This is a genomic window from Streptomyces sp. NPDC101194, from assembly GCF_044767885.1.
GTDB lineage: Bacteria > Actinomycetota > Actinomycetes > Streptomycetales > Streptomycetaceae > Streptomyces.
On the sequence record NZ_JBIWOS010000002.1, the window covers coordinates 932,356 to 954,444 of the forward strand.

Sequence of the window (22,089 nt, forward strand, 5' to 3'; positions counted from 1 at the left end):
TGCCGTCGGCGCGACACCGCCCCCTCAGACCGTGCGACGCCGCCGCTGCAACGCCACCACCACCAGCCCCACCGCCAACCAGCACACCCCCACCACCTGGGCGCTCGCGGTCGCCTCCACGATCACCGCGATCAGCACCCCCGCACCCACCACCGGCACCAGCACATGCCGCCACCAGCTCGGCGGCCCCTCCATGCGGCGTACGGCGAACCAGCCGACCACCGACGCGTGCAGCAGCACGAACGCCGTCAGCGCTCCGATGTCGACGACCGACACCAGGTGGTCGAGACCGTCGGCGCGCCGGGCCGCCCACACCGCCGCCACCGACGTCACCGTCGCGGCCAGCAGAATCGCGATCCGCGGCACCCCGGACCGCGCATCGACCTTGGACAGCGGCGGGGGCAGCCGCCGCTCCCTGGCCATCGCGAACAGCAGCCGCCCGGCGGCCGCCTGCCCGGCCAGCGCGGCGAACGCCGCCCCGATCGCCTTGCTGACCGCCACCAGGTCGTGCAGCCAGGTCCCGACCGAGGAATCCACCGTGTCGTAGAACGCCGAGCCCTGCGCGGCCGGATCGGAGGCCAGCTCCGCCGACGTCAGCGGCTCCAGCAGCGCCGCCAGATACCCCTGCGCCACAAACAGGACGCCCGCGAGCACCAGGCAGAACAGCAGCGCCCGCGCGACCTTCGACGAGCCCCCCGTCACCTCCTCCGCGAACGAGGCGATCGCGTCGAAGCCCAGATACGACAGCACGGCCACCGACACCGCCCCCAGCACCGCCGACGCGGAGAAGCCGGAATCACCGGTGAACGGGGTCAGCCAGCCGCGCTGCGCCCCGTTCACCACCAGCACCGCCACCGCCGACACCAGGAACACCAGCAGCACCACGATCTCCATCGCGAGCACCGCGAAACCGGCCCGGGCGGCGGCCCGTACACCCCAGAGATTGAGCAGCGTGGTGACGACGACCGCGAGCGCCGTCCACACCCACCGTGGCACCGAGGGCACGAGCGCGTTCAGCGCGATCCCGGAGAAGAGATAGGCGACGGCGGGGATCAGGAGGTAGTCCAGCATCGCCATCCACCCGGCGATGAACCCCGGTCCCTCCCCGAGCCCCCTGCGCGCGTACGCGAAGACCGAGCCCGCCAGCGGGGCCACGCGCACCATCTGGGCGTAACTGAAGGCCGTGAACGCCATCACGACGGTCGCCGCGACGTAGACCAGTGCGACCGCACCGCCCGATTTCGCGTCGAGTGTGCCGAAGACACCGACGGGCGCCATCGGCGCGATGAAGAGGAGCCCGTAGACCACCAGATCGCGAAAGCCGAGCGTCCGCCGCAGCCTGCCCTTCTCCTGGTGCGCCCCGCTCGCCCCGCCCGCCTCCATGACCCCGCCGCCGCCCGTCCCCGACATGAGCCCTCCGTTGAGTCGCGTACGCCTCAGTCTCGCGACCCCGCCGATCTTCCGCGCGTCCGGCGCGGCCTTACGATGGGACGCATGACTGCTCCGACACCTCGCCGCGTCCTGCTCGCCGCTCCCCGTGGCTACTGCGCGGGCGTGGACCGTGCCGTGATCGCCGTGGAGAAGGCCCTGGAGCAGTACGGCTCCCCGGTCTACGTCCGCCACGAGATCGTCCACAACAAGTACGTCGTACAGACCCTGGAGAAGAAGGGCGCGATCTTCGTCGAGGAGACGGCGGAGGTCCCCGAGGGCTCGATCGTGATGTTCTCCGCGCACGGCGTCGCGCCGACCGTGCACGCGGAGGCGGCCGAGCGGAAGCTCGCCACGATCGACGCGACCTGCCCCCTGGTCACCAAGGTCCACAAGGAGGCCGTCCGCTTCGCGCAGGAGGACTTCGACATCCTCCTGATCGGCCACGAGGGGCACGAGGAGGTCATCGGCACCTCCGGCGAGGCCCCCGAGCACATCACGCTGGTCGACGGCCCCGAGGACGTCGCGGGTGTCGAGGTGCGCGATCCGTCGAAGGTCGTCTGGCTCTCCCAGACCACCCTCTCCGTCGACGAGACGATGGAGACGGTCGGCGCGCTCAAGGAGAAGTTCCCGCTCCTGGTCTCGCCGCCCAGCGACGACATCTGCTACGCCACGCAGAACCGTCAGATCGCCGTGAAGCAGATGGGCGCGGACGCCGACCTCGTGATCGTCGTCGGCTCCAAGAACTCCTCCAACTCCGTCCGCCTGGTCGAGGTCGCCCTCGGCGCGGGTGCGAACGACGCCCATCTGGTCGACTTCGCCGAGGAGATCGACGAGGCCTGGCTGGAGGGTGTCTCCACGGTCGGTGTCACCTCGGGCGCGTCCGTTCCCGAGGTGCTGGTCGACGGCGTTCTGGCCTGGCTCTCGGAGCGCGGATTCGAGGACGTGGAGATCGTCAAGGCGGCCGAGGAGTCCATCACCTTCTCGCTGCCCAAGGAACTCCGCCGTGACCTGCGGGCCGAGGCCGCCGCACTCGCGGAGAAGTGACGGCTGCGCACCGACGGCTTCCCGTTCCGGGGAGTGGGCCGGGCCACCTGCCCGTACCGTGGATTGCATGCAGATCTTCGGCGTGGACATCGGTGGATCCGGGATCAAGGGCGCTCCCGTGGACCTGGACCGCGGAGACCTGGCGCAGGAGCGCCACAAAGTACTGACACCGCACCCAGCCACGCCCAAGGACGTGGTCGAGTGCGTGGCGGAGGTGGTCGGTCACTTCGGCTGGTCCGGCCCGGTGGGCATCACGTTCCCGGGCGTCGTCACCGGCGGCTGCACCCGTACGGCGGCCAATGTCGACAAGGCCTGGATCGACACCGACGCCCGTGGACTGCTCGGCGACAGACTCGGCCTGCCCGTCACCCTCCTGAACGACGCGGACGCGGCCGGCGTCGCCGAGATGGCCTTCGGCGCGGGGCGTGGCCGCATGGGGACCGTGATCGTACTGACGCTGGGTACGGGGATCGGCAGCGCCCTCTTCATCGACGGCAGGCTCGTCCCCAACACCGAGCTGGGCCACCTGGAGCTGGACGGCCACGACGCGGAGAAGCACGCCTCCACCAAGGCCAAGGAGGACGAGGAGCTGAGCTGGCACCACTGGGCGCACCGGCTGCAGAAGTACCTCGCCCATGTGGAGATGCTGTTCTCGCCCGAGCTCTTCATCATCGGTGGCGGAGTCAGCCGCAAGGCCGACAAGTTCCTGCCCCTGATCGAGCACGTACGGGCCGAGATGGTGCCCGCGGAGCTGCAGAACAACGCGGGCATCGTGGGCGCTGCGATGTCGGCGGCGAGCACGGTGCGGGCGGGCACCGGCACGGTGTAGGTGGTGACGGCCGGGGCGCACACGACTGCTCCGCCCCGCGCCCCGTCCCTTCGTTCTTCCCCCGGTCAGCGCTGGGGGCGGCGGGGCGGCTGTGCGGCCCGCGCCGTCTGCGCGGCGAGCAGCGTCCGGCGCTGCCGCTGGCGCTGACGCATCAGCCGTACCTTCCGCACGGTCGCGATGAGACCGGCGACGAGGGTGCCGCCGTACAGCCATCCGGCGTGCACGGCGAGCGCGGTGACGAGCGCCATGGTCTGGCCCGCGAAGCCGCTCGGACCGCCGGAGATCGGGATGACTCCGACGGCGAACGCGATCGGCACGATGATCGGCGCGGTCACCAGGTCCGCGGGTCGCACCCACAGCGCGGTCAGCGCGCTGACCGGCAGGAACAGCACGCCGAACACGACCGACGAACCGTCCAGGATCAGCTGGTCGAGGCACGCCAGTACGAACATGGCGGCGGCGGCGAAGAGCCCGGCGCCGATACCGGTCAGCCGGGGGTTGGGCAGCCTGCGCAGCGCGAGAACGATGGGCGGCACCGGACGGGACCGGCCCTCCGGCTTGGTTTCCACCACCCGGTAGACGGTCGCGGCCTCGTCGATGGTGCCCTGCGGGGACAGCGGGGCCTGCCGAGACCGGCCGCGCTGCGGGGGACGTGTCCTGTGCTGCTCCACCGGGACAACGTAGGTCGCCGAACGGGAGGAAACGGGTGCGGGACACGCGCTTTGGGTGAGCTTGGGGGGCAGTTCGATGCCACACGGCCGAACGGGAACCGATTCGGCACCCGGACCGGACCCGTGGTTACCCGGTTGCGCCCGCCCGTAAACTGGAGAATCGGCCCACCCGGGCCGACGCCCTTCCACCCGCTCACCACCCCCCTCGCCTCACTCCTCACTCCTCAGGAAGTCGCCAACGTGTCGCTCACGATCGGAATCGTCGGTCTGCCGAATGTCGGCAAGTCGACCCTGTTCAACGCCCTGACCAAGAACGACGTGCTGGCGGCCAACTACCCGTTCGCCACGATCGAGCCGAACGTCGGCGTCGTCGGCGTCCCCGACGCGCGTCTGAACACGCTGGCGGAGATCTTCGGCTCCCAGCGACTGCTCCCCGCGACGGTCGACTTCGTCGACATCGCCGGTATCGTCCGGGGCGCTTCGGAGGGTGAGGGCCTGGGCAACAAGTTCCTCGCGAACATCCGTGAGTCGGACGCGATCTGCCAGGTCATCCGCGCCTTCAAGGACGAGAACGTCGTTCACGTCGACGGCAAGGTCTCGCCCAAGGACGACATCGAGACGATCAACACCGAGCTGATCCTCGCCGACCTCCAGTCCATCGAGAAGGCCGTCCCGCGCCTCACGAAGGAGTCCCGTCTCCAGAAGGAGAAGGTCGCGGTCCTCGCCGCGGTCGAGGAGGCCCAGAAGATCCTGGAGTCCGGCCAGACCCTCTTCGCCGCCGGCATCACCGCGGGCACGGAGAAGGGCAAGCTCCTCCACGAGCTGCACCTCCTGACCACCAAGCCCTTCCTCTATGTCTTCAACGTGGACGAGGACGAGCTGGTCGACGAGGACTTCAAGAACGAGCAGCGCGCCCTGGTCGCCCCCGCCGAGGCGATCTTCCTGAACGCCAAGATCGAGTCCGAGCTGATCGAGCTCGACGACGACGAGGCCCTGGAACTCCTCCAGTCCATGGGCCAGGAGGAGCCCGGCCTCGCCACCCTCGGCCGTGTCGGCTTCGACACGCTGGGCCTGCAGACCTACCTCACGGCAGGCCCGAAGGAAGCCCGTGCCTGGACGATCAAGAAGGGCGCCACGGCCCCCGAGGCGGCCGGTGTGATCCACACCGACTTCCAGAAGGGCTTCATCAAGGCCGAGATCGTCTCCTTCGAGGACCTGGTCGAGACCGGCTCCGTCGCCGAGGCCCGCGCCAAGGGCAAGGCACGCATGGAGGGCAAGGACTATGTGATGCAGGACGGGGACGTGGTGGAGTTCCGCTTCAACGTGTGACGGACGCGATACGGTACGTCACTGATCTGGCGAAAAGGCAGGTCAGAAGGGGCCCGGCTCTTCCGAGTCGGGCCTCTGGGTTTTCCCCCGTTCGATCCATCAGGACGAGATGAAGTCAGATTCAATCTACGTAAGAATCTATCTACGTCAATTGTCCTCGGGGGTGCGTCGTGGAGTTTCAAGGTCGGGCCGGAGATCTTGAGCTGCTGGCTGAGCAGTACCGGACAGTGGCAGAGGCGGTTGGGGCCACCCGGGGGCGGGCTGTGATCATGACGGGTCGGCGCCGAGTGGGGAAGTCGCGACTGGTCCAGGAGTTCTGCGACCGTTCGGGAGCGCCGTACGTGGTGTTTCAGGCCACCCGTGGGCGCAACCCTGTGACGGAGCGCGCCGACTTTGCCGCGACGCTCGCGCAGTCGCTACTGCCTGGGGCGGAGCTGGTCGCCGGCCTCCAGGCGCAGGACTGGAACCAGGCCCTGCGCTCGCTGGCGCTCGCGGTACCCGATGACTCGCCCAGCATCGCGGTGATCGACGAGGTGCCCTGGCTGGTCGAGCAGGATCAGGAATTCGAGGGCGCACTCCAGACTGTCTGGGACCGTCACTTGTCCTCCAAGCCCGTGCTTCTGCTGCTGGTCGGCAGCGATACATCGGTGATGGAGGCACTGCAGTCGTACGGACGCCCGTTCTTCGGTCGGGCGGCGAAAATGACCGTCCACCCCCTGAACCTGGCCGACGTACAGGCCATGACCGAACTCGACGCCGCAGGGGCCGTCGACGCCCAGTTGATCACTGGCGGATTCCCCGAGATCGTGCAGTCGTGGCGGCCGGGAATGGGGCGTACAGCGTTCTTGCAGGCGTCGGTCGCCAATCCTCTCTCGCCCTTGCTGGTGGCCGGCGAGCTGTCCCTGCTGGGCGAATTCCCCGAGGCTTCGCACTCACGGGCCGTGCTGGAAGCGGTTGGCAGCGGTGAGCGCACGTTCAGTGCAATCGCAGCCCGGGCCGGCGGCGCCAGCGCTCTGCCGTCCGGCACGCTCTCCCCGCTGCTGGCCATGCTGCAGGCCAAGCGAGTCCTGGCTGCTGATCTCCCCCTGTCGGTCAAGCCGGACAGCAAGAACAAGCGCTACCGGATCGCCGACCCGTATCTGCGGTTCTGGCTGGCGTTCCTGGCACGCGCGATCCCACTCATCGAGCGTGGCCGCGGTGACTTGGCGCTGGAACGCATCGAGCGGTCATGGACCACTTGGCGTGGGCGAGCGGTCGAGCCACTGATCCGCGCGTCCTTGCTGCGTCTGATGCCCAATGATGAGTGGCCCGAGACCGAGGCCATCGGCGGTTGGTGGAACCGTCGGAACAACCCCGAGATCGACCTCATCGGTGCGGACCGCGAGCCGGTGGCCCGGCAGGTTTCCTTCGTCGGGTCGGTCAAGTGGCTGGAGACCCAGCCCTTCGGCCGTCATGAGTACGACGCCTTGGTGCGCGACATGCTCGCCGTCCCCGGTACCGCCCCGGATACTCCACTGGTCGCGGTCTCCCGCTGTGGGGTGACCGATGATCTGCCGCTCACCGCGCACTGGGGGCCGGAGGACCTCGTACGGTCGTGGCAGCCCCGATAGCCGCGAAGTCCGGGATCTCGTCTGCCTCCCGCGCCCCCGGTCCCGTGGAAGCGGAGAGCGGACGCCCGCAACTCGCGCGCAGTCAGTTCCTCGGGCGACGAAGATGTTGTCGCCGACGGGAAGCGGCGCCCGTGGTCACACGACGATGCAGGTCATGGCCGCCCACAGCAGGGGGGAGTGCTCGATCCGGCCGTCGGCGCGCCAGCGGTCGAGTTGCTCGCGCTGCCAGCGGCAGACCCGGTGCACCGGGTCGCGGTCCTCATGGGCGGCGTCGACGGCGACGATCGCCTCCGACAGCGGGCGTACGGACTCGGGCACATCGGCCAGCCGGTGGAACGCGAAGCTGGTCGGCAGTGTCCAGCGGGTGGCGGTGACCAGGTCGGCACCGTTGTGGAGCATCGCCGTGGCCAGGCCGAACGACTCGGCGAACCGCAGATCGCCGCCGCTCTCGCAGCCGATCAGGGCGACCCGCGGCGGCGCGGGCCAGATCCGCGCACCCGGCTCGCCGTCGCCGCGCAGGGGCAGAGTGCCCAGCAGGAGATCCTTGGCCGACAGCGGCCGATGGGTACGGACCGGCTCGGTCAGGCCGACGGTCTGCGGGCCGCAGCACAGATGGAGGGTGCCGTCCTCACTCTGCCCGCCGGCGACCGGGGCGCCGCTGACGTGCCCGACGTACATCAGTCTGCGTGCCCCCTTGCGGAGCGCTCCGCCCAGCCAGTCCCGGTCCAGGTCGGTGCGGCGGAACGCCTCCGCCGGGGTGGTGAGGGACGGCTTCACGGCGCCCGTGTCGAGGTGGCTCCGGACCAGTGAGAGCAGTTCCGGATCCGAGCCGGGCGGTCCCAGGACCGAGCCGAGCGGGGAGTCGGCCCGGAAGCCGGGCACACGGGGGTCGAGAACGAGGACGACCGGGCCGGAGTGCGGTGTCGGACGTTCAGTGGCCTTCTGCCGTCGCAACGACGTCGGCGCGGTGGTCACCACGTCTGCCAGATCGAGGAGCCGGGTGCCCGCGTCGTCGACGGCCAGCAGTTCCCAGGGGATCTGGGCGACCCGGGGCGACGGCTGGACGCGTACCAGCGGACGCCCCGCACGCGCCGACACCTGGCGGATCTGCGCGGTCAGCTCCTCCGGCCACAGCGCCTCGCCCAGCGTCCGCGCGAGCCGTCGCTCGGCGCGGTGGTCGGCCAGCGCGCCCGACTCGAAGGCGCGGCGCATACCCGCCGCTCCCTCGCCCGATCCGGGCAGCGCGGCGGCCAACTCCCTCACTGAACGGTCGACTTCGGCGGCGGGGCCGCGCCCGGTGCCGAATCCCCGGGCGCCGCCGGCCCACATCCACGTCATGAACAGGTCGCCCGCGTCGGCGAGTCGGACCTGGACCACCGGGCGGCCGGTCAGCTCGTCGGTGTTCCAGAACGGAACTTCCTTCTCGTCCACGATCCGTCGGCGATAGCGGAACTCGGCCGCCGCGATGTACTCCTGGAGCGCGACCCGGCCGGATTCCGCCGACATCCGTACCTTCGGCGGCGGCGCGACGCGCAGACCGACGGAGACGGCGGCCTCCGCGGCGACACCCCCGAGCGTCATGGCCCCGTCGTCGCCCTCGCCGTACGCCTTCATGGCGGGGTCCGGGAAGACGGGCGTCCCGTCCGCGCCGGAGGACGCGACGGACCCCGGCGCGCAGCCCAGTGCCAGCGCGGCGCCCGCGCAACGGTGTTCCACCAGTTCGAAGAGGAGCCCCTGGTCCTGGCGGCGTACGGCGAGACGGAAGGCCAACCGCATGGCGTCGTCGGCCAGTTCGAGCCATTGGTTGCGTGCGTGAGCGGTGACGAAGTCGTGGCGTGCCGCGGCCAGGGCCAGTGCGGCGGGGAGGGCGAGGGAGAGCGCGGTGTCGACGGACTCCCTCTCGTGGTCGCCGTGGTCCGTCCGGTTCAGGTTGTCCTCAATGGTTCGGGCGAGCATGAGGTCGACCTGGGCGCACCGCTCGTGGATCTCCCGGGCCTGATAGACGTCACGGGCTTCCTGGGCCAGCCGTTTCATCTCCTCGATGTCGCCCCGTTCGTAGGCGTGTTGGGCGCCCAGCAGCATGGTGTCGGCGGCGGCGACAGAGGCGCCGAGTCGCGCGAACCGCTCCAGGCTCGCCGTCATGAGGTCGTGCGCGCCCGCGGTGTCGCCGCGCAGGCCGGCGAGATGGCTGCGGGCTTGCTCGCAGGCCGCCAGATCGCCGAACTGCCGCTGTCGTTCGAAGAGGGCGGACGCCTCGGCGAACAGCCGCTCCGCCCGGTCGAGTTCACCTCGCCCCATCGCGAGGAACGCGCGGTGTGCAAGCAGCGTCTGCTGCTCACCGGTGTCGCCCAGTGCCCGGAAGCCGTCCTCCGCGCGGGCGAAGCAGTCCTCGGCCGGGTCGTACCGCCCGGTCGCGCAGCAGATCGAGCCGAGCGCGGTCAGCAGCCGCGGGATGGTCTCCGCCGCGGTCCCCGGAGTGGTGGACAGCAGGAGCGTGGCCTGTTCCTCGGCGGTTCCCCATTCGCCCCGCGCCATCAGCAGGAGGACCCGGCTCAGGCCGAGTTCGGCGGCGCGCAGCCCGTCGGGGTCATCGAACTCGGGCAGGGTGGCCGCCGCCTCGTCGAGACAGGCCAGGGCCTCGTCCAGACGCCCCGTGTCGCTCAGCACGGCGGATCCGGCGATCATTGTCCGCAGGAGGATCTCCAGCCACAGCTGACGGCCCCGCGGCCCCATCGGCGCCGACGCGATGCTGTCGAGCAGCGCACGGGACCGCTCATTGGTGTCCTGGGCCCGGGGCAGGTCCGAGGCGGCGAGGAGGACGCTCGTGAGATCGGCCAGCAGGTGTGCCCGCAGGAACCGTACGTCGGGGGAGTCCTCCAGGGACTCGGCCAGGGTGAGCAGTTCGTCGTGCACGGCGCACGCGGCCCCGAACTCGGCGGCCATGTGATGCTCGTGGGCTTCGGCGAGGCCGCTGTCGAACGGCTCCCCGTACAGCTGCACCGGTGCGTTGTTTCCGTTCGTCATCCGTCAGTAGTCCTCGCCGGTGGCAGTGGCGGCGAGGGTCTCGGCGAGAAACGGTCCCGCCACACCGCCGTGGGCGTCGTCCGCCACGGGGTGTGCCGCACGGGCCAGTCGCCGCCGGGCCAGGGCGCGGATCGTGTCACGATCGGCGCTTGCCTCGGGACCGGCGCCCGGGTCGAAACCGGGAAGCAGGACACCGACTTCGATGCGCGGCGGTGGCGACATCGCGGCCGACGGATCCGGGGCCAGGTCCACATCCACCCGGCCGGTCCACACGTCGTCCCGCCGGGCGAGGGGCATCCGGATCGGGCGACCGCCGTTCACCCGGACCTCCGCGACGAGGGGCGCACCGGTGGCGGGAGCCGCGACGTGCGCGACGACCTCGACCTCGATCTGCCGTCGCGCGCCGAGCGCGCGGGCGGTCCAGGACACTGCGTGCTCGGCGGCGTCGACGAAGCCGGGCGGGTAGCGGCGCCAGTCGTTGGTCCCCGAGCCCCGGGCGATCACCCGGCCGCCGACGACGAGCGGTTCGCCCGCCGCGAGGGCGTAGCCGGCCTGCCGTGCGAACAGCGTGGCGGGGTCGGCCGGAGTGACGGTGGCGCCGTGATCCGGTCCCTGGTCGAGGGCCGAGCGGAGCCCGCGCAGCGCCGTCCCGTCCAGCCCGGCGCAGTCCGCCGCGTCGTCGATCAGCCGCAGGATCCTGTCCAGGTGGCGTGTCGTGTCCGCCGGTTGCGGTGTCGCGCGCCACCACCGGAGCAGCGGGGCGAGGGCGGCCCGGTGCTCCTCGATCAGCTCGGCCACGCAGTCGTCGGGCTGGTCGTCGTAGTCGTCGAACAACTGCTGGCATTGGTGGGTGAGCGCGGCCGACTCCAGGCCGAGCACGTCCGGTTCGAGCACCGCAATGCCGTCCGGGTACGACGCCGGCCACCACCGGGCCGCCCAGTGTGCGAAGCCGAGCCGGGCGGCGGCGCCCGCGAGGACGGACGTGTCCGCCACGACGCGTGCACCTGTCGGTTCCCCCGCCACGGCGTCGTGCACGGCGGCGGCGACGCGCTCGCCGTAGAGCGCCCACAGCCACTGCTGCGCCCGCCCCGCGTCGTGGATCTCCGCCATCGGCAGTCCCGGCTCGCCGAGGACGGGCCAGACCAGGACCGCCCCCGCGACGTCGAGCACGGACCGCGTGAAGTCCGGGCCCACGGCGACCACATCGTCGTGGACCTCGATGTGCCCGAGGACAGGGGCGGCGGTGACCCTGATCGTGCCGTCCCCGCCCCGCGTGACGCGGACGTCCGTCCCGGCCCCGGCCATCACGCGCTCCCCGTCTCGGCCGGTTCCGCCGAGGCCGACGGCGTCGCCGACAGCGCGCGCAGCGCGGACCGGACTCTGGCGCGGTGATCCATCATCACCGAGCGGGCGACCCCGTCGAGCACGGTCCAGGCCGACGCGAGGTCGGCCAGCGGCGCGTCGCGCACGTCGCGCCCGTGCAGCCGCACCCACAGCCGTCGCATGTAGGCCGCCCAGGGGGTACGGAGGTCCCGGGCGAGGGCCTCCAGGGCGCCGCCGTCCGGGCCGGGGCGGGGAGAGACGGTCATCCTGCGGGCGCGCAGGACCGAAGCCTCCCGTCGCCAGCGGTTGTTGACGACCCGGTGCGCCGCGGTGCGTCCCGGCGCGGGTTCGCCGGTGCCCAGCGGGTCGAGGCCGACCGCGAGGCGCCCGCCGAGGACGACGGCGACACGCAGGCTCTCGTCGTGCAGGCCGAGCGGAGCACAACTGCGGCCCACCTCCCGGGCGACGAGCTCCGGCGCCGTCGGCAGTTCCTCGCGCCGGGCCGACGACTGGAGCACGACGAAGAGCCTCTCGAAGAGCGTGCGGTCCAGCGGCGCGGGAAGCGTGGCGGTCGAGGCGCCTTGACCGGTCTCAGGCCGTGGCGGCACCTGGCGCGCGGTCAGCCCCAGATGAGCCGGCGGCTCCTCGGTGCCCCAGACTTCGTTCGCGTGCGTCCACAGGGACCGGCCGAACAGTCCGCCGTGTCCCGCGTCGACCATGGAGGCGTACGCCGGTGAGTCCCCAGGCGCGGCGCAGGCGTCCAGGACCTCGGTCGCCAGCGTGATCGCCGCGGCCACACCGGTGGCCGGGACGGTCGTACGGCTTTCCCACGCGACGGCCAGCTCCGCGTCGAGCCGGGTGCGCCGACCGGCGTCCGCGAGGTGTTCCCTGAGCGCTTCCACCGTGCGTCCGCCGTCCGCGTCCGCCACCTCCTCGACGACCGCCCTGGCCACCGCGTCCGCGCCGGCCGAGGGTGCCCCGTGCTCGGTGGCCAGCTCGAAGCAGCGCTGGAAGTACAGGTCCTGGGGGTTTCCCGCCACGACGCCCAGCGCTCGGCGGGCCTTCTTGAGCAGCGTGAACCAGCGTGCTGTCGCCACGAGACGCGGACCGGACTCCCGGATCAGCGCGTCGAGGCGCGCGGTCTCCTCCGGTCCGAGGAAGTCCACCGCGAGTTCGGGACGCAGCGCGGGTCTGACGATCAGCGGCAGCACGATCAGCTTGACGGTGCGGGTCAAGGGGGCCCCGCCCGGGCCGCTCAGCGATTCCAGCCCCGGTCCCAGGCTCCGCCAGACATGGTCGATGACCATGGCACGGGACCGGGACTTGTCGGCCGACTGGCGCGGGGGCGGCATGCGGGGAGCGTACGTCGTCCCTGGGCAGGCGGGCGAACCTGGGATCGGTAGACGCCCCGGGCCGCCTAGCGTCCACACAGTGCACCGCACCGGCTCACCACAAGGAGAAGCGGCCATGGGAATCTTCAAGAAGCGTGGCAGGAACCGCGAGGAGCGGGCCGCCGAGATCGCCGACAAGGTGGCGAGCGGCAAGGGCCTCTACGGCCGCGCCACGCGTGCGTTCCTCGGCCAGGAGGACTTCGCCAGGGTCCAGCAGTCGATCGGCGCGTACAAGTCCGGCCACGACGTCCAGCAGTTGCTCGCCGCGGGAGCGCCGACCGTACCCGCCGTCGTCGTGTCGCTCACCGACACCGGCCAACTCGTCAACTTCGACCCGGTCGTCGACCTGGTCCTCCAGCCGTCCGGAACCACCGCCCCGGTCACTGTCCGGACCATCCTCTCCAAGCTGCGCATCCCCCGCCCCGGCGACCAGGTGGTCCTGATCGCCGACCCCGCCCGGCCGGGTGCCTACCTCTACGCGGGGGACGGCGTGGCCCCATGACCCCGGCGCCGCTGTACGAGGCGCAGACGAACGACTACGCCCTGCTCTCCTTCGACGGCCGGGTGCCGGAGGTGTTCGGTCGCGTCGACGACGCCCGCCATCACCTCCGGGAACGATGGCGTCCGGAGTTCCGCCCCGGCCGGACGCGCAGATCACGGATCATCACGAAGCACGGCGGACGTCACTCCATCCCCTACGACGAACACCTGCTCCCCGGCCTGCACGCGGACCACTTGGCGCGGAGCCTGCCGCCCGAGGTCCCGAAGCACTGACATGGCCGACGACGGAGACGGGCTCCGGTGGACGCGGGTGTCACGGGTCGGCCCGTGGGCCGCCACCTTCCTGTACGGCAGCGCCGCGGTGCTGTGCCTGTGCGGACCGGTCGTGCTGGGCTCGGCCGTCCTCACCGGTGCGGACCTCATGGTCATGGGCATCGTCTTCACGGTGGTTCTCCTTCCCGCGGGCCTTGCGCTGTGGGGTCACACAGCCGCCGAGCGGGAGTACAACCGACGGCTCGACGCCGTCGGGAGCCCGGCGACCGCGGAGATCACCGATCTGACCCGCTGGGAGGACGCCGACGACGCGGGCGTCGCGGTCGGTCTGTGGGTCAGCGGGCCGGGGTTCCCTGCGTTCGAGACGGCCTGGCGGCGCTCGCCCCACGACGCCCTGCGCGTGGGCCTGCGGCTCACGGCCGTCGTCGACCCGTCCGGCGGGTTCTTCCGTGTGGAGGTCCGATGAGCCACCCGAGTGGTATCGCACCGACCGACCACGAGTGAAGGAGGGACGATGCGCAGCCGTGCGGGTGTGTTCGTCGGCCAGTTCTTGTTCGCCGCGCTCTGTTTCTCGACAGGGCCGGTCTTCCTCGTCCTGGGCTACGCCGGCTGGCACGACGGCGCGGACTGGGGCCTTGCGGTGTCCGCGGCCGGCGCGGTCGTCACGGCCGCGATCCCTTTCTCGGCCGCCGGCGCCACACGACAGATCTCCCCCCGGATCACGCGTCGGGATCGGGTGAAGGGTGGAAGCGGCGCGTACGGGGACGACACCTTCGTGATGTGGGCGCCGACGTCCGCGCCGGGCCCCGTGGGCGCCCGGTTGGTGCGGGCGGACGTACTGGAGGCGTCGCTCGTGCGGTACAGCCCCGAAGGGGAGGCGACGTTCACGACGTACTTCGGCGACTACGCTCCCGCGGAGTTCACGCCGGTGGTCAGGATGAGGCTGTGGGTGCACACCGCCGACGAGGCCGAGGGGGCCGACAGGCCCGCCGGGTTCGAGGTCACGGACGAGTGGCGGGTACCACCCCTGTGCCTGTCGGCGATCGCGGCGGGCCGCCTGGCCGTCCTCGTCGATCCGGCCGGCCCCGAGGGCTCCGGCAAGGTCGGCGTCCACTGGCCGCGCAGCACCCTGCTGGCGGGCACGAGGACCTGCCGGGTGATCGACCTGGAAGGCCGGCCGGCCGACGTGACCCGCCGTCCCGGCCGCCAGTTGGCACAGATGCGGATCTCACGGGAGGTCGGGGGCGTCGAGATGGCGGGGGACACGATCGACCTCCGGCGCCTGGACGCGCAGACGGCGGCACGCTACGCCGCCCTGGCCGACCGCGCCCGCGCCTGCCCCGAGGACCGGGCACCGGTGACCGAGCCGGGCGAGGAGGCACGCCTGCTGGTGGACGAACTTCCGGGCCAGCGGGGTGGGTTCGGCCATGTCGGCCGAGGATGGTCGCGCCGCGGTGGCCGTCTGGTGCGGGCCCGGTTCCTGGAGATGCGCGGCAGGACCACCTTCCAGGACCACGGTCCGGTACTGGACACGGTGCTGCGCATCCGGCCGGCGGACGGCACACGTCCGTTCGACGCCGCCCGGCGGCTGACGGTGCCCATGAACTACCTGGCGGTACTGCACCACACCCGGGAAGCGGTCCTCTGTGTCAGCCCGAACGGCCGGTCGTACGAGATCGACTGGAGCCGCACCAACCTTCTCGCGGGCGTCAGCACGGCCACGGTCATCGCTCCCGACGGCCGGGAGATCCCCGTACCACGACGCTCCGAAGCCCTCTGGCCCCTGATGAACCTGCTGGCGTCCCACGCCGTCTCGAACCCGGGTCCCGTCCTCGACCTCCGCAAGCGCCGGACAGGTCCGGTGGTGGGGGCGGTGAGGGACATGCTGCTGGACAGGGGCCTGGCGTAGCACTGCATCGCTGATCCGGTGAACATACGGGTCGGAAGGGGGCAGACGCTTCGGAGCCGGGCCCCTGGTTCCTCGCGCGCCGGGACGGTGCCGGGGATCCTCGTCGCCCGTCATCACTCCTCTCGTCCCCACCGTGCCGGGTCGGTGGGGACGCGGCGGAGTGTCACACGGCGCCGAGGGCGCCGCAGCGGAGGATGCGACGGTCCACGGGAATGCCCCGCAGGATGGCCTCGCGCAGATCCTGCAGCTCGCGGCTCAGATCCAGGCCCAGTCGCGCGGTCATGCGTGCTCGCGCCGCGGACAGCACCCGCAGCGCGTCCGCGCGGCGGCCGCACTCGTAGAGCGTGGCGGCACGGAAGGCCAGGAACATCTCGTGCTCCGGATGGTCCTCGGTGAGCCGCGCCAGCTCCGCGGCGAGCGACCAGTAGTTGCGCAGCTTGAACTCCGCCGCGACGCGCAGCAGTTGCGCCGAGATCAGCAGTTCGTCGAAAGCGGTGCCGACACCTCGGCGGGTCCGCTCGGACGCGACGTCCTCCAGCACCGCCCCCCGCCACTCGGTCAGGGCGGACGAGGCGAGTCGTGAAACCTCCTGCGGCTCGGTGCCCCGCTGGGCCAGGCCGACCAGCCGGGTGAAGCGGTGCAGATCCACCAGTTGCGGATCGCCGGTCAGGGCGTACGTCGATCCGCTCCGCACGAGCCGCACCGACCCGTCGCACCCGCCCTGGCGAAGGCTCGCCCGCAGCCGGCAGACATGCACATACAGATCGGCCCGGGACGGCGGCCGCTCGTCCTCGTCCGAGAGCAGATCGATCAGCCGGTCCATCGGGAGCGGCCGGCCGATCTCCAGCAGGAACAGACCCAGCAGCAGACGCTCGCGGCGGCGACCGATGGACCTGGGGCGTCCGTCGACGGACCACTCGACTCTGCCGAGCACTCGAAAATGCGACCCCGTGGCAAGCATGGCGGCAATCATGCTCAGCTCGTCATGTTCCTGGCAAGGTCTTGGCATCCTTCCGACAGGCCCCCTCTATCACACTGGTCTCCCGTGCAACCGGCCAGGGGGTCGCAACTTGCCTTACGTCATTGCGGGTCTGGTGCTCGTCGGAGCCGTCGCCCTGCTCAACCTCGTCCTGCTCATGGTCATCCTGCGCCGCTGGCAGGAGCTCGCAGCCGTCCGCCGACGCGACGACTTCGCAGCCCAGGGGCCGCAACCCGGAGACGCACTCCCGGACTTCACCGCCACCGCGCTCAGCGGCCGGACCCTGACCCGGGGCGACTTCCGCTCCGGGGAACTGCTGCTGGGCGTCTTCTCCCACGACTGCCCGTCCTGCACCGACAGCCTCCCCGACTTCGCCGAACGGGCCGACCGGGCCAGGGCGGCAGGCGGCCGGGTCCTGGCCCTGGTGATCGGCGCCGAAGCCGGCGGGAGCAGCCTGACCGCCCAACTCGTCGGCCCGGCGGACGAGGTGGTACCGGAGCCCGAGGCGTCACCGCTGTTCCGGGCCCTGCGCGTCCCCGCGTTCCCCACGATCCTCAGCTACCAGGACGGCGTCGTCGCCGCTCCCTCCGCCGCCGACCGCGAACCGGTATCGGCGGCCTCCTGAACCCCGGTGCGGCCGCGGACCGCGGTCGCACCGCGGAGTACGCACATCCCGTCCACACAGGAAGAGGAGAACCATGCGCACACTCAAGGCCGGTGCGGGCCGCCTGATCGAGCGGATTCTGCCCAGGGCCGAGGCCGAGGCGGGCTGCCCGCCGGACTGCTGGACCGAGTGGAGCACCAGCGCCCAGCGGTGCCGCCGCTGCTGCTACACGGGCGCGTGCAAGGTCAGCTGCGGCAGCTGGGACTACTGCTGAAACCCACGGGGCGGGCCGCGTGCGGTCCGCCCCGTTCCCGCCGGTCCAGGACCCATTCCTTCGGAGTCACCCTTGTCCGACCTGTTGCTCGTCTGCCGTCTGACCCTGATCTGCGTGCTGGCCGTGGCCGGTCTCGCCAAGCTGCGCGACCGCCGCCGATTCGCCATGGCACTGGACGACTTCACCTACCTGCCGGCCGCCGCCCGGCCGGCTCTCGCCGTCCTGGTGCCCGCGGCCGAGCTCCTCGCCGCCGTGCTCCTCGCCCTGCCCCGGACGCTCACCGCGGGCCTGGCCGTCGCCGCCGTCCTGTGCGCGGCATTCAGCGCCGTCGCCGTCACCACCATGCGGCGCGGCAGCTCCGCCGGCTGCCCCTGCTTCGGCAGCAGGACCACGGTGCCCATGGGCCCCTGGCATGTCGCCCGCAACGCCGTACTCACCGTTCTCGCCCTGCTCGGCGGCGCCATCGCCCTCGCCCACGGCACCACCACCCCCCTCAACGCCCCCGCACTCGCGCTCGCCGTCGCCACCGCCGGTTATCTCACCGCGTTCGCCGTCTTCACCGACGACCTCGCCTCCTTCTTCTCCGCCCGCACCGGCCGACGCTGAAAGGACGATCACAGAGTGAGCTACGCCATCGCCGGCCTCGCCCTTCTCGCCGCGGTCACCCTGGTCAACGCCCTCCTCACCTTCGCGGTCACCAGACGCTGGCGCGCCATGATGGCCGCCCCCGCCCCGGCCGCCGCGGCCTCGGGCCCGCCGGCCCTTGCCGTACGCGAAGGCGACCACACCCCCGCTTTCACCTTGCACACCCCCCGAGGCGAAGTCACCGGATCCGCCCTGGCCGGCCACCCCGCCCTCATCTGCTTCCTCCGCCCCGACTGCGGGCCCACCAGGGAGAGCCTCCCCGAGATCCGACGGTGGGCCGAGGCGAACACCCCGTCGGGCGCGCGTCTCGTCGCCGTCGTCAACGGACGGTCCACCGAAGCCGGCCCCCTGCTCGAAGCGGTCGGCCCGCTCACCGAACTCACCGCCAGCGAACCCCCGAACGGTCCCGTCGCCGAAGCCTTCGGCGTACGCCACCACCCCACTTTCGTCCTCCTCGACGCCGACGGGACCGTCACGGAGACGGGCATCGGCCAAGGTTCCCTGCCGGCGCTCAACCTCCTCACCGCATGAGCGGGCAGTCCACCTCCCGCACGGCCGAATTCCTGCGGGGTCTCACCGCCGTACTCGCCCTCACGCTGCGGTCCTGCCCCGGGGCCCTGGCCGTCCGCGTCGCCACCGTCGTCATCGCGGGTACGGCCCCCGTAGCCGCCTCCTGGCTGCTCAAGTACGTGGTCGACAGCCTCACCGCGGACGAGTTCCGCGCCTCGGACCTCAACTGGGCCGCGGCCGGCATCGGCCTGCTCACCGTCCTCCTCGCCGCCGCCTCGGCCGTCTCCTCCTACGCCGACGGCCGCATCCGCCGCGCCACCTCCACCCGCGCCCAGAGCGACCTGCTCACGGCCGTCAACCGGCTCAGCGGGCTGTCCAAGCTCGAACAGCCCGCCTTCCACGACCGCGTCCAACTCGCCATCCAGAGCGCGCAGGGCGCCGAGCGACTCGTCGGTGCGGCACTCCAGGGCGCCCAGGGAGTCCTCACCCTGGCGGGCTTCCTGGGAAGTCTCCTGCTCATCAGTCCCACCCTGGCCGCCGTCCTCGTCGCCGCGGCCGTTCCGGCCCTCTTCGCCCACCTGGCCAACAGCCGGCATCGTGCGGACATGTTCTGGCGCACCAGCAACCTCGCCCGCCGCCAGATCTTCTACCGAGGACTCCTCACCGACACGCAAGCGGCGAAGGAGATCCGCCTCTACGGCCTCGGCGGCTACTTCGCGCAGCGCATGCGCAGCGATCTCGACAGCATCAACCAGCAGGAGGAACGCCTCGACCGCCGCCTCGCCACCCACGAGACGGCCCTCGCCGTCCTCGGAGCCGGCGTCTCCACCGGCGCACTCGTCTGGGGCGTGCACCAGGCAGCCACCCACGCCCTCACCGCCGGTGACGTGTCCCTCCTCGTCGCCGCCCTCGCCGGCATGCAGACGGCACTCGTCGGCCTGGTGGGGTGCATCGCCCAAAGCCACCAGACGGCCCTGCTGTTCAGTCACTACCTGCATGTCACCCAGGTCCGGGACGACCTCCCCGCCCCGGCCGCCCCGATCGCCCCACCGCCCCTGAGCCGCGGCCTCGAACTCCGGGACGTCTGGTTCCGCTACACCGACGACGGACCGTGGATCCTGCGCGGAGTCGATCTGACCGTCCCGCACGGCACCAGCCTGGCCGTCGTCGGCCTCAACGGGGCCGGCAAGAGCACCCTCGTCAAATTGCTGTGCCGCCTCTACGACCCGCAGCGGGGCAGCATCCACTGGGACGGCATCGACCTCAAGGACTTCCCGGCGGACCAGTTGCGCCGACGAGTCAGCGTCGTCTTCCAGGACCCGATGGAGTACGACCTCACCGCCGCGGAGAACATCGGCCTCGGAGACCTCGGCTCCCTCCACGACCACGGACGCATCCACGCCGCCGCCGCCGACGCGGACATCCACACCGCCCTCGCCCGCCTCCCGCAGGGGTACGACACCATGCTCAGCCGGATGTTCTTCCCCGACGACACCGAGGAGACCAGCACCGGCGTCCAACTGTCGGGCGGCCAGTGGCAGCGCCTCGCGCTCGCCCGGGCCCTGATGCGTTCCGAACGGGATCTCATGATCCTCGACGAACCCAGCACCGGCCTCGACGCGGTCGCCGAACGCCACGTCCACGACCGGCTCACCTCACTCCGCCAGGGCGCGACGAGCATCCTCGTCTCCCACCGCCTCAACACCGTCCGCGCCGCGGACACCATCGTCGTCATCGCCGACGGAACCGTGCAGGAGACAGGCACCCACGAACAGCTCATGACCGCCCGCGGCACCTATGCCGAGCTCTTCACCACACAGGCCGAAGGCTACGAGGAGACCGTCCGGTGACCGCCGCAACCGTGGTGCTCCTCGCCGTCGCGGGACTCCTCGTCCTCGCCGCGGCCCTGTTGCTGGCGCGCGGGCGGCTGGTGGCCGTGACCGTCCGTGGATACAGCATGTCGCCGACCCTCATGCCCGGCGACCGGATCCTCATGCTCCGCGGCAGGCGCCGTGTCGCCGCGGGCCGGGTGGCCGTCGTCGTCGCCCCCCACCCCGAGTACGGCTGGCACCCGCCCACGGGCGCCACGCCCGACTCGTGGTACGTCAAGCGCATCGTCGCCGTCGCCGGAGAACCCGTACCGCAGTGGGCCGGCCGGTGCCCCGGTACCCATGTGCCGCCGGGCATGCTCGTCCTCCTGGGCGAGAGGCCGGGTTCCATGGACTCCAAACAGCTGGGCTACTGCCCCGAGGACAAGCTCATCGGAACCGTCCTGTTCCGCCTGCGGGCCGCTGCGGCCTCCGGCACGCCTTCTTCGCTTCCTTCTTGAGTCCGGGACGCACCGCACCGGGACGGTGCGCGTCAGAACGGCATCGGTGCAGGTGGCAGCTCCGTGCTTCCGTACCGGACGGGTGCCGGGTGTTCTGACGCGCGTCATGAGGGATCTTCCGAAGTCCGGCCCGCGCCTCGGGCCGGAGGACGCCCGTCCGTCGCGTCCGGCCGGTCAGGAAGGCGCACCGGCCAGAACCTCCACCTTGCCGGTGTCGAGCGAGTAGTAGGCGCCGACCACGGCAAGAGCGCCCTTCTTCACGAGTGGGGCCAGATCCTGGTTGGAGCGCAGGTCGGCGGCGGTCAGCTCGACCTGGGCGCGAGCCATCGTCTCGACCGGGTCCGCACCGCCTTTCCGGACCGCCTGCTCGTATGCCGGCCGCAGAGCCTTGGCGATCGCCTCCAGGTTTCCCGGCAACGGTCTGCCGTCGCGGATGGACTTGTACGCCGCCGCGACGGCGCCGCAACGCTGATGCCCGAGGACCACGACGAGCGGAGTACCGCTCGTCATGGGCCCGTACTCCACGGACCCCGTGACCACGGGGCCGATCGCCTCCCCGCCGGTGCGCATCACGTAGAGATCACCGAGCCCGGTGTCGAAGAGGAGCTCGGGTGGCACCCGGGAGTCGATGCACGAGAGGACCGCCCCGAAGGGTTCCTGCTTCTGGGCCACGAACTGGCGCCGGTTCGGATCGCGGTCGGGATGTCGAAGGTCTCCGCTCACCCAGCGCTTGTTGCCGTCCATCAGCCTCGTGAATGCCGCGACGGGTGTGTCGGGCCGCGCTTCCGGCGAGACGTCGGCGGCCAACGGGGTTGCGCTCGTCGATGAGCATCCCGCAAGCGCGACCGAGGCGATCGCGAGGCCGCCGGCGAGCAGGGCCCTGCGATCCGGATGTCCCGCTCTGTCCATCGGTCGTTCCCCTCGGTCCGCTGGGACGTGTCCATGCTTCTCGGCCAGGGCGATTGTTCAGTGCGGTGGGGAAGCCCGGCGGCAGGCGCAAGCGGGCTCGGGCCTTTTTCGCCACGACGGCCCACCGAGCCGACCCGGTGGCGACGGTGGGTGCCTGATGCGCGAGGCGGGTCCTGCGCGCGGCGTGAAGTGGGGGCGTGCGGTGGGACGGGCGGCGGATTCGCCTTTCTCCGGCGCACTGAACGGCATGCCTTTCGCGCGCTCGTCCAATCAGGTGATTGGCCGTCAAGATGCTTGAGTCATATTTCGTTCGTATGGGTCACTTGAGTATCCGAACCGGTGGGCCGCCCATCCCTCTCCGGGGGAGCGCGGAACCGTTCTGTTCGCCGACCCGTCCCTGCGTGACGGACCTCGGCATCGTTTGCACCGGACGGCCGCGATGGGCGCCCCCGCAGAGGACTTGGATCCGGCCGGTCACCCCTGTCAGGTAGCGACAGGGGGCGA

At 71.5% G+C, this 22,089-nt stretch carries 21 protein-coding genes; 14 read left to right on the forward strand and 7 right to left on the reverse strand.

What is annotated here, in order from left to right:
* Positions 1-24: 24 nt before the first annotated feature.
* Positions 25-1,410 carry an APC family permease gene (locus ACIRP2_RS10990; RefSeq protein WP_404248655.1) on the reverse strand — a complete coding sequence of 462 codons (1,386 nt, stop codon included), beginning with the start codon at positions 1,408-1,410 and terminating at the stop codon, positions 25-27.
* Positions 1,411-1,485: 75 nt separating this feature from the next.
* Here ACIRP2_RS10990 and ACIRP2_RS10995 point away from each other — a divergent pair, with 75 nt between their 5' ends.
* Together ACIRP2_RS10995 and ppgK are read left to right on the forward strand one after the other, a co-directional pair.
* Positions 1,486-2,475 carry a 4-hydroxy-3-methylbut-2-enyl diphosphate reductase gene (locus ACIRP2_RS10995; protein ID WP_404248657.1) on the forward strand — a complete coding sequence of 330 codons (990 nt, stop codon included), beginning with the start codon at positions 1,486-1,488 and terminating at the stop codon, positions 2,473-2,475.
* 67 nt (positions 2,476-2,542) lie between these two features.
* On the forward strand, positions 2,543-3,304 hold the full coding sequence (ppgK, locus tag ACIRP2_RS11000; protein ID WP_404248659.1) for a polyphosphate--glucose phosphotransferase: 762 nt from the start codon (positions 2,543-2,545) through the stop codon (positions 3,302-3,304).
* Between the two features lie 65 nt (positions 3,305-3,369).
* Here the strand turns inward: ppgK and ACIRP2_RS11005 are convergent, their stop codons facing one another.
* Complete coding sequence (locus ACIRP2_RS11005) at positions 3,370-3,975, reverse strand: DUF6542 domain-containing protein (RefSeq protein WP_404248661.1); 606 nt, start codon at positions 3,973-3,975, stop codon at positions 3,370-3,372.
* Positions 3,976-4,215: 240 nt separating this feature from the next.
* Between ACIRP2_RS11005 and ychF the strand changes: the two genes are divergently transcribed.
* A complete protein-coding gene (ychF, locus tag ACIRP2_RS11010) occupies positions 4,216-5,304 on the forward strand; it encodes a redox-regulated ATPase YchF (RefSeq protein WP_404248663.1) in 1,089 nt (362 codons plus the stop codon).
* Positions 5,305-5,474: 170 nt separating this feature from the next.
* Entirely contained in the window at positions 5,475-6,914 is a 1,440-nt protein-coding gene (locus ACIRP2_RS11015; protein ID WP_404248665.1) for an ATP-binding protein, read from the forward strand.
* A gap of 135 nt (positions 6,915-7,049) precedes the next feature.
* Here ACIRP2_RS11015 and ACIRP2_RS11020 read toward each other — a convergent pair whose 3' ends face one another.
* The 3 genes from ACIRP2_RS11020 to ACIRP2_RS11030 are packed head-to-tail and all read right to left on the reverse strand — an operon-like array spanning position 7,050 to position 12,613.
* Positions 7,050-9,938: a hypothetical protein gene (locus ACIRP2_RS11020; RefSeq protein WP_404248667.1), complete on the reverse strand. Its 2,889-nt coding sequence runs from the start codon at positions 9,936-9,938 to the stop codon at positions 7,050-7,052.
* 3 nt (positions 9,939-9,941) lie between these two features.
* A complete protein-coding gene (locus ACIRP2_RS11025) occupies positions 9,942-11,243 on the reverse strand; it encodes a hypothetical protein (RefSeq protein ID WP_404248669.1) in 1,302 nt (433 codons plus the stop codon).
* Positions 11,243-12,613: a hypothetical protein gene (locus ACIRP2_RS11030; protein WP_404248671.1), complete on the reverse strand. Its 1,371-nt coding sequence runs from the start codon at positions 12,611-12,613 to the stop codon at positions 11,243-11,245. The genes ACIRP2_RS11025 and ACIRP2_RS11030 overlap by 1 nt, the downstream gene beginning before the upstream one ends.
* 115 nt (positions 12,614-12,728) lie before the next feature.
* Between ACIRP2_RS11030 and ACIRP2_RS11035 the strand changes: the two genes are divergently transcribed.
* From ACIRP2_RS11035 to ACIRP2_RS11050, 4 genes are read left to right on the forward strand one after another with little or no spacing between them, the layout of a single operon-like run.
* The gene (locus ACIRP2_RS11035) at positions 12,729-13,154 is read left to right on the forward strand and encodes a hypothetical protein (RefSeq protein ID WP_404248673.1); all 426 of its coding nucleotides are present in this window, start codon (positions 12,729-12,731) and stop codon (positions 13,152-13,154) included.
* Positions 13,151-13,426: a hypothetical protein gene (locus ACIRP2_RS11040; protein WP_404248675.1), complete on the forward strand. Its 276-nt coding sequence runs from the start codon at positions 13,151-13,153 to the stop codon at positions 13,424-13,426. The genes ACIRP2_RS11035 and ACIRP2_RS11040 overlap by 4 nt, the downstream gene beginning before the upstream one ends.
* 1 nt (position 13,427) lies before the next feature.
* Positions 13,428-13,892 carry a hypothetical protein gene (locus ACIRP2_RS11045; RefSeq protein WP_404248677.1) on the forward strand — a complete coding sequence of 155 codons (465 nt, stop codon included), beginning with the start codon at positions 13,428-13,430 and terminating at the stop codon, positions 13,890-13,892.
* Between the two features lie 48 nt (positions 13,893-13,940).
* Positions 13,941-15,335, forward strand: coding sequence for a hypothetical protein (locus tag ACIRP2_RS11050; RefSeq protein ID WP_404248679.1), 1,395 nt, complete (start codon positions 13,941-13,943; stop codon positions 15,333-15,335).
* 163 nt (positions 15,336-15,498) lie between these two features.
* On the opposite strand, the gene ACIRP2_RS11055 is transcribed toward ACIRP2_RS11050, so the two are convergent.
* Positions 15,499-16,269 (reverse strand): BTAD domain-containing putative transcriptional regulator, encoded by a 771-nt coding sequence (locus tag ACIRP2_RS11055; RefSeq protein WP_404248681.1) that lies wholly within the window; start codon positions 16,267-16,269, stop codon positions 15,499-15,501.
* A 136-nt stretch (positions 16,270-16,405) separates the two neighbouring features.
* Between ACIRP2_RS11055 and ACIRP2_RS11060 the strand changes: the two genes are divergently transcribed.
* The 6 genes from ACIRP2_RS11060 to ACIRP2_RS11085 all read left to right on the forward strand — a co-directional run bounded on the left by ACIRP2_RS11060 (position 16,406) and on the right by ACIRP2_RS11085 (position 20,676).
* Positions 16,406-16,939, forward strand: a complete 534-nt coding sequence (locus tag ACIRP2_RS11060) for a redoxin domain-containing protein (protein WP_404248683.1) — start codon at positions 16,406-16,408, stop codon at positions 16,937-16,939.
* A gap of 73 nt (positions 16,940-17,012) precedes the next feature.
* A complete protein-coding gene (locus ACIRP2_RS11065) occupies positions 17,013-17,192 on the forward strand; it encodes a hypothetical protein (protein ID WP_404248685.1) in 180 nt (59 codons plus the stop codon).
* 72 nt (positions 17,193-17,264) lie between these two features.
* Positions 17,265-17,798, forward strand: coding sequence for a MauE/DoxX family redox-associated membrane protein (locus ACIRP2_RS11070; RefSeq protein WP_404248687.1), 534 nt, complete (start codon positions 17,265-17,267; stop codon positions 17,796-17,798).
* A 15-nt stretch (positions 17,799-17,813) separates the two neighbouring features.
* Positions 17,814-18,368: a TlpA family protein disulfide reductase gene (locus ACIRP2_RS11075; RefSeq protein ID WP_404248689.1), complete on the forward strand. Its 555-nt coding sequence runs from the start codon at positions 17,814-17,816 to the stop codon at positions 18,366-18,368.
* On the forward strand, positions 18,365-20,197 hold the full coding sequence (locus ACIRP2_RS11080; protein ID WP_404248691.1) for an ABC transporter ATP-binding protein: 1,833 nt from the start codon (positions 18,365-18,367) through the stop codon (positions 20,195-20,197). The genes ACIRP2_RS11075 and ACIRP2_RS11080 overlap by 4 nt, the downstream gene beginning before the upstream one ends.
* On the forward strand, positions 20,194-20,676 hold the full coding sequence (locus tag ACIRP2_RS11085) for a S26 family signal peptidase (RefSeq protein ID WP_404248693.1): 483 nt from the start codon (positions 20,194-20,196) through the stop codon (positions 20,674-20,676). Before ACIRP2_RS11080 ends, ACIRP2_RS11085 begins: the two co-directional genes overlap by 4 nt.
* 174 nt (positions 20,677-20,850) lie before the next feature.
* Here the strand turns inward: ACIRP2_RS11085 and ACIRP2_RS11090 are convergent, their stop codons facing one another.
* A complete protein-coding gene (locus tag ACIRP2_RS11090; protein WP_404248695.1) occupies positions 20,851-21,585 on the reverse strand; it encodes a carbonic anhydrase in 735 nt (244 codons plus the stop codon).
* Between the last annotated feature and the right edge of the window lie 504 nt (positions 21,586-22,089).

Bases quoted from the DNA above. Each gene is read 5' to 3' on its own strand.
- ACIRP2_RS11080 (WP_404248691.1), top strand. From the start codon at position 18,365: ATGAGCGGGCAGTCCACCTCCCGCACGGCCGAATTCCTGCGGGGTCTC.
- ACIRP2_RS11065 (WP_404248685.1), top strand. From the start codon at position 17,013: ATGCGCACACTCAAGGCCGGTGCGGGCCGCCTGATCGAGCGGATTCTG.
- ppgK (WP_404248659.1), top strand. From the start codon at position 2,543: ATGCAGATCTTCGGCGTGGACATCGGTGGATCCGGGATCAAGGGCGCT.
- ACIRP2_RS11035 (WP_404248673.1), top strand. From the start codon at position 12,729: ATGGGAATCTTCAAGAAGCGTGGCAGGAACCGCGAGGAGCGGGCCGCC.
- ACIRP2_RS10990 (WP_404248655.1), bottom strand. From the start codon at position 1,410: ATGTCGGGGACGGGCGGCGGCGGGGTCATGGAGGCGGGCGGGGCGAGC.
- ACIRP2_RS11040 (WP_404248675.1), top strand. From the start codon at position 13,151: ATGACCCCGGCGCCGCTGTACGAGGCGCAGACGAACGACTACGCCCTG.
- ACIRP2_RS11050 (WP_404248679.1), top strand. From the start codon at position 13,941: ATGCGCAGCCGTGCGGGTGTGTTCGTCGGCCAGTTCTTGTTCGCCGCG.
- ACIRP2_RS11090 (WP_404248695.1), bottom strand. From the start codon at position 21,585: ATGGACAGAGCGGGACATCCGGATCGCAGGGCCCTGCTCGCCGGCGGC.
- ACIRP2_RS11030 (WP_404248671.1), bottom strand. From the start codon at position 12,613: ATGCCGCCCCCGCGCCAGTCGGCCGACAAGTCCCGGTCCCGTGCCATG.
- ACIRP2_RS11045 (WP_404248677.1), top strand. From the start codon at position 13,428: ATGGCCGACGACGGAGACGGGCTCCGGTGGACGCGGGTGTCACGGGTC.
- ACIRP2_RS11020 (WP_404248667.1), bottom strand. From the start codon at position 9,938: ATGACGAACGGAAACAACGCACCGGTGCAGCTGTACGGGGAGCCGTTC.
- ACIRP2_RS10995 (WP_404248657.1), top strand. From the start codon at position 1,486: ATGGGACGCATGACTGCTCCGACACCTCGCCGCGTCCTGCTCGCCGCT.
- ACIRP2_RS11025 (WP_404248669.1), bottom strand. From the start codon at position 11,243: ATGGCCGGGGCCGGGACGGACGTCCGCGTCACGCGGGGCGGGGACGGC.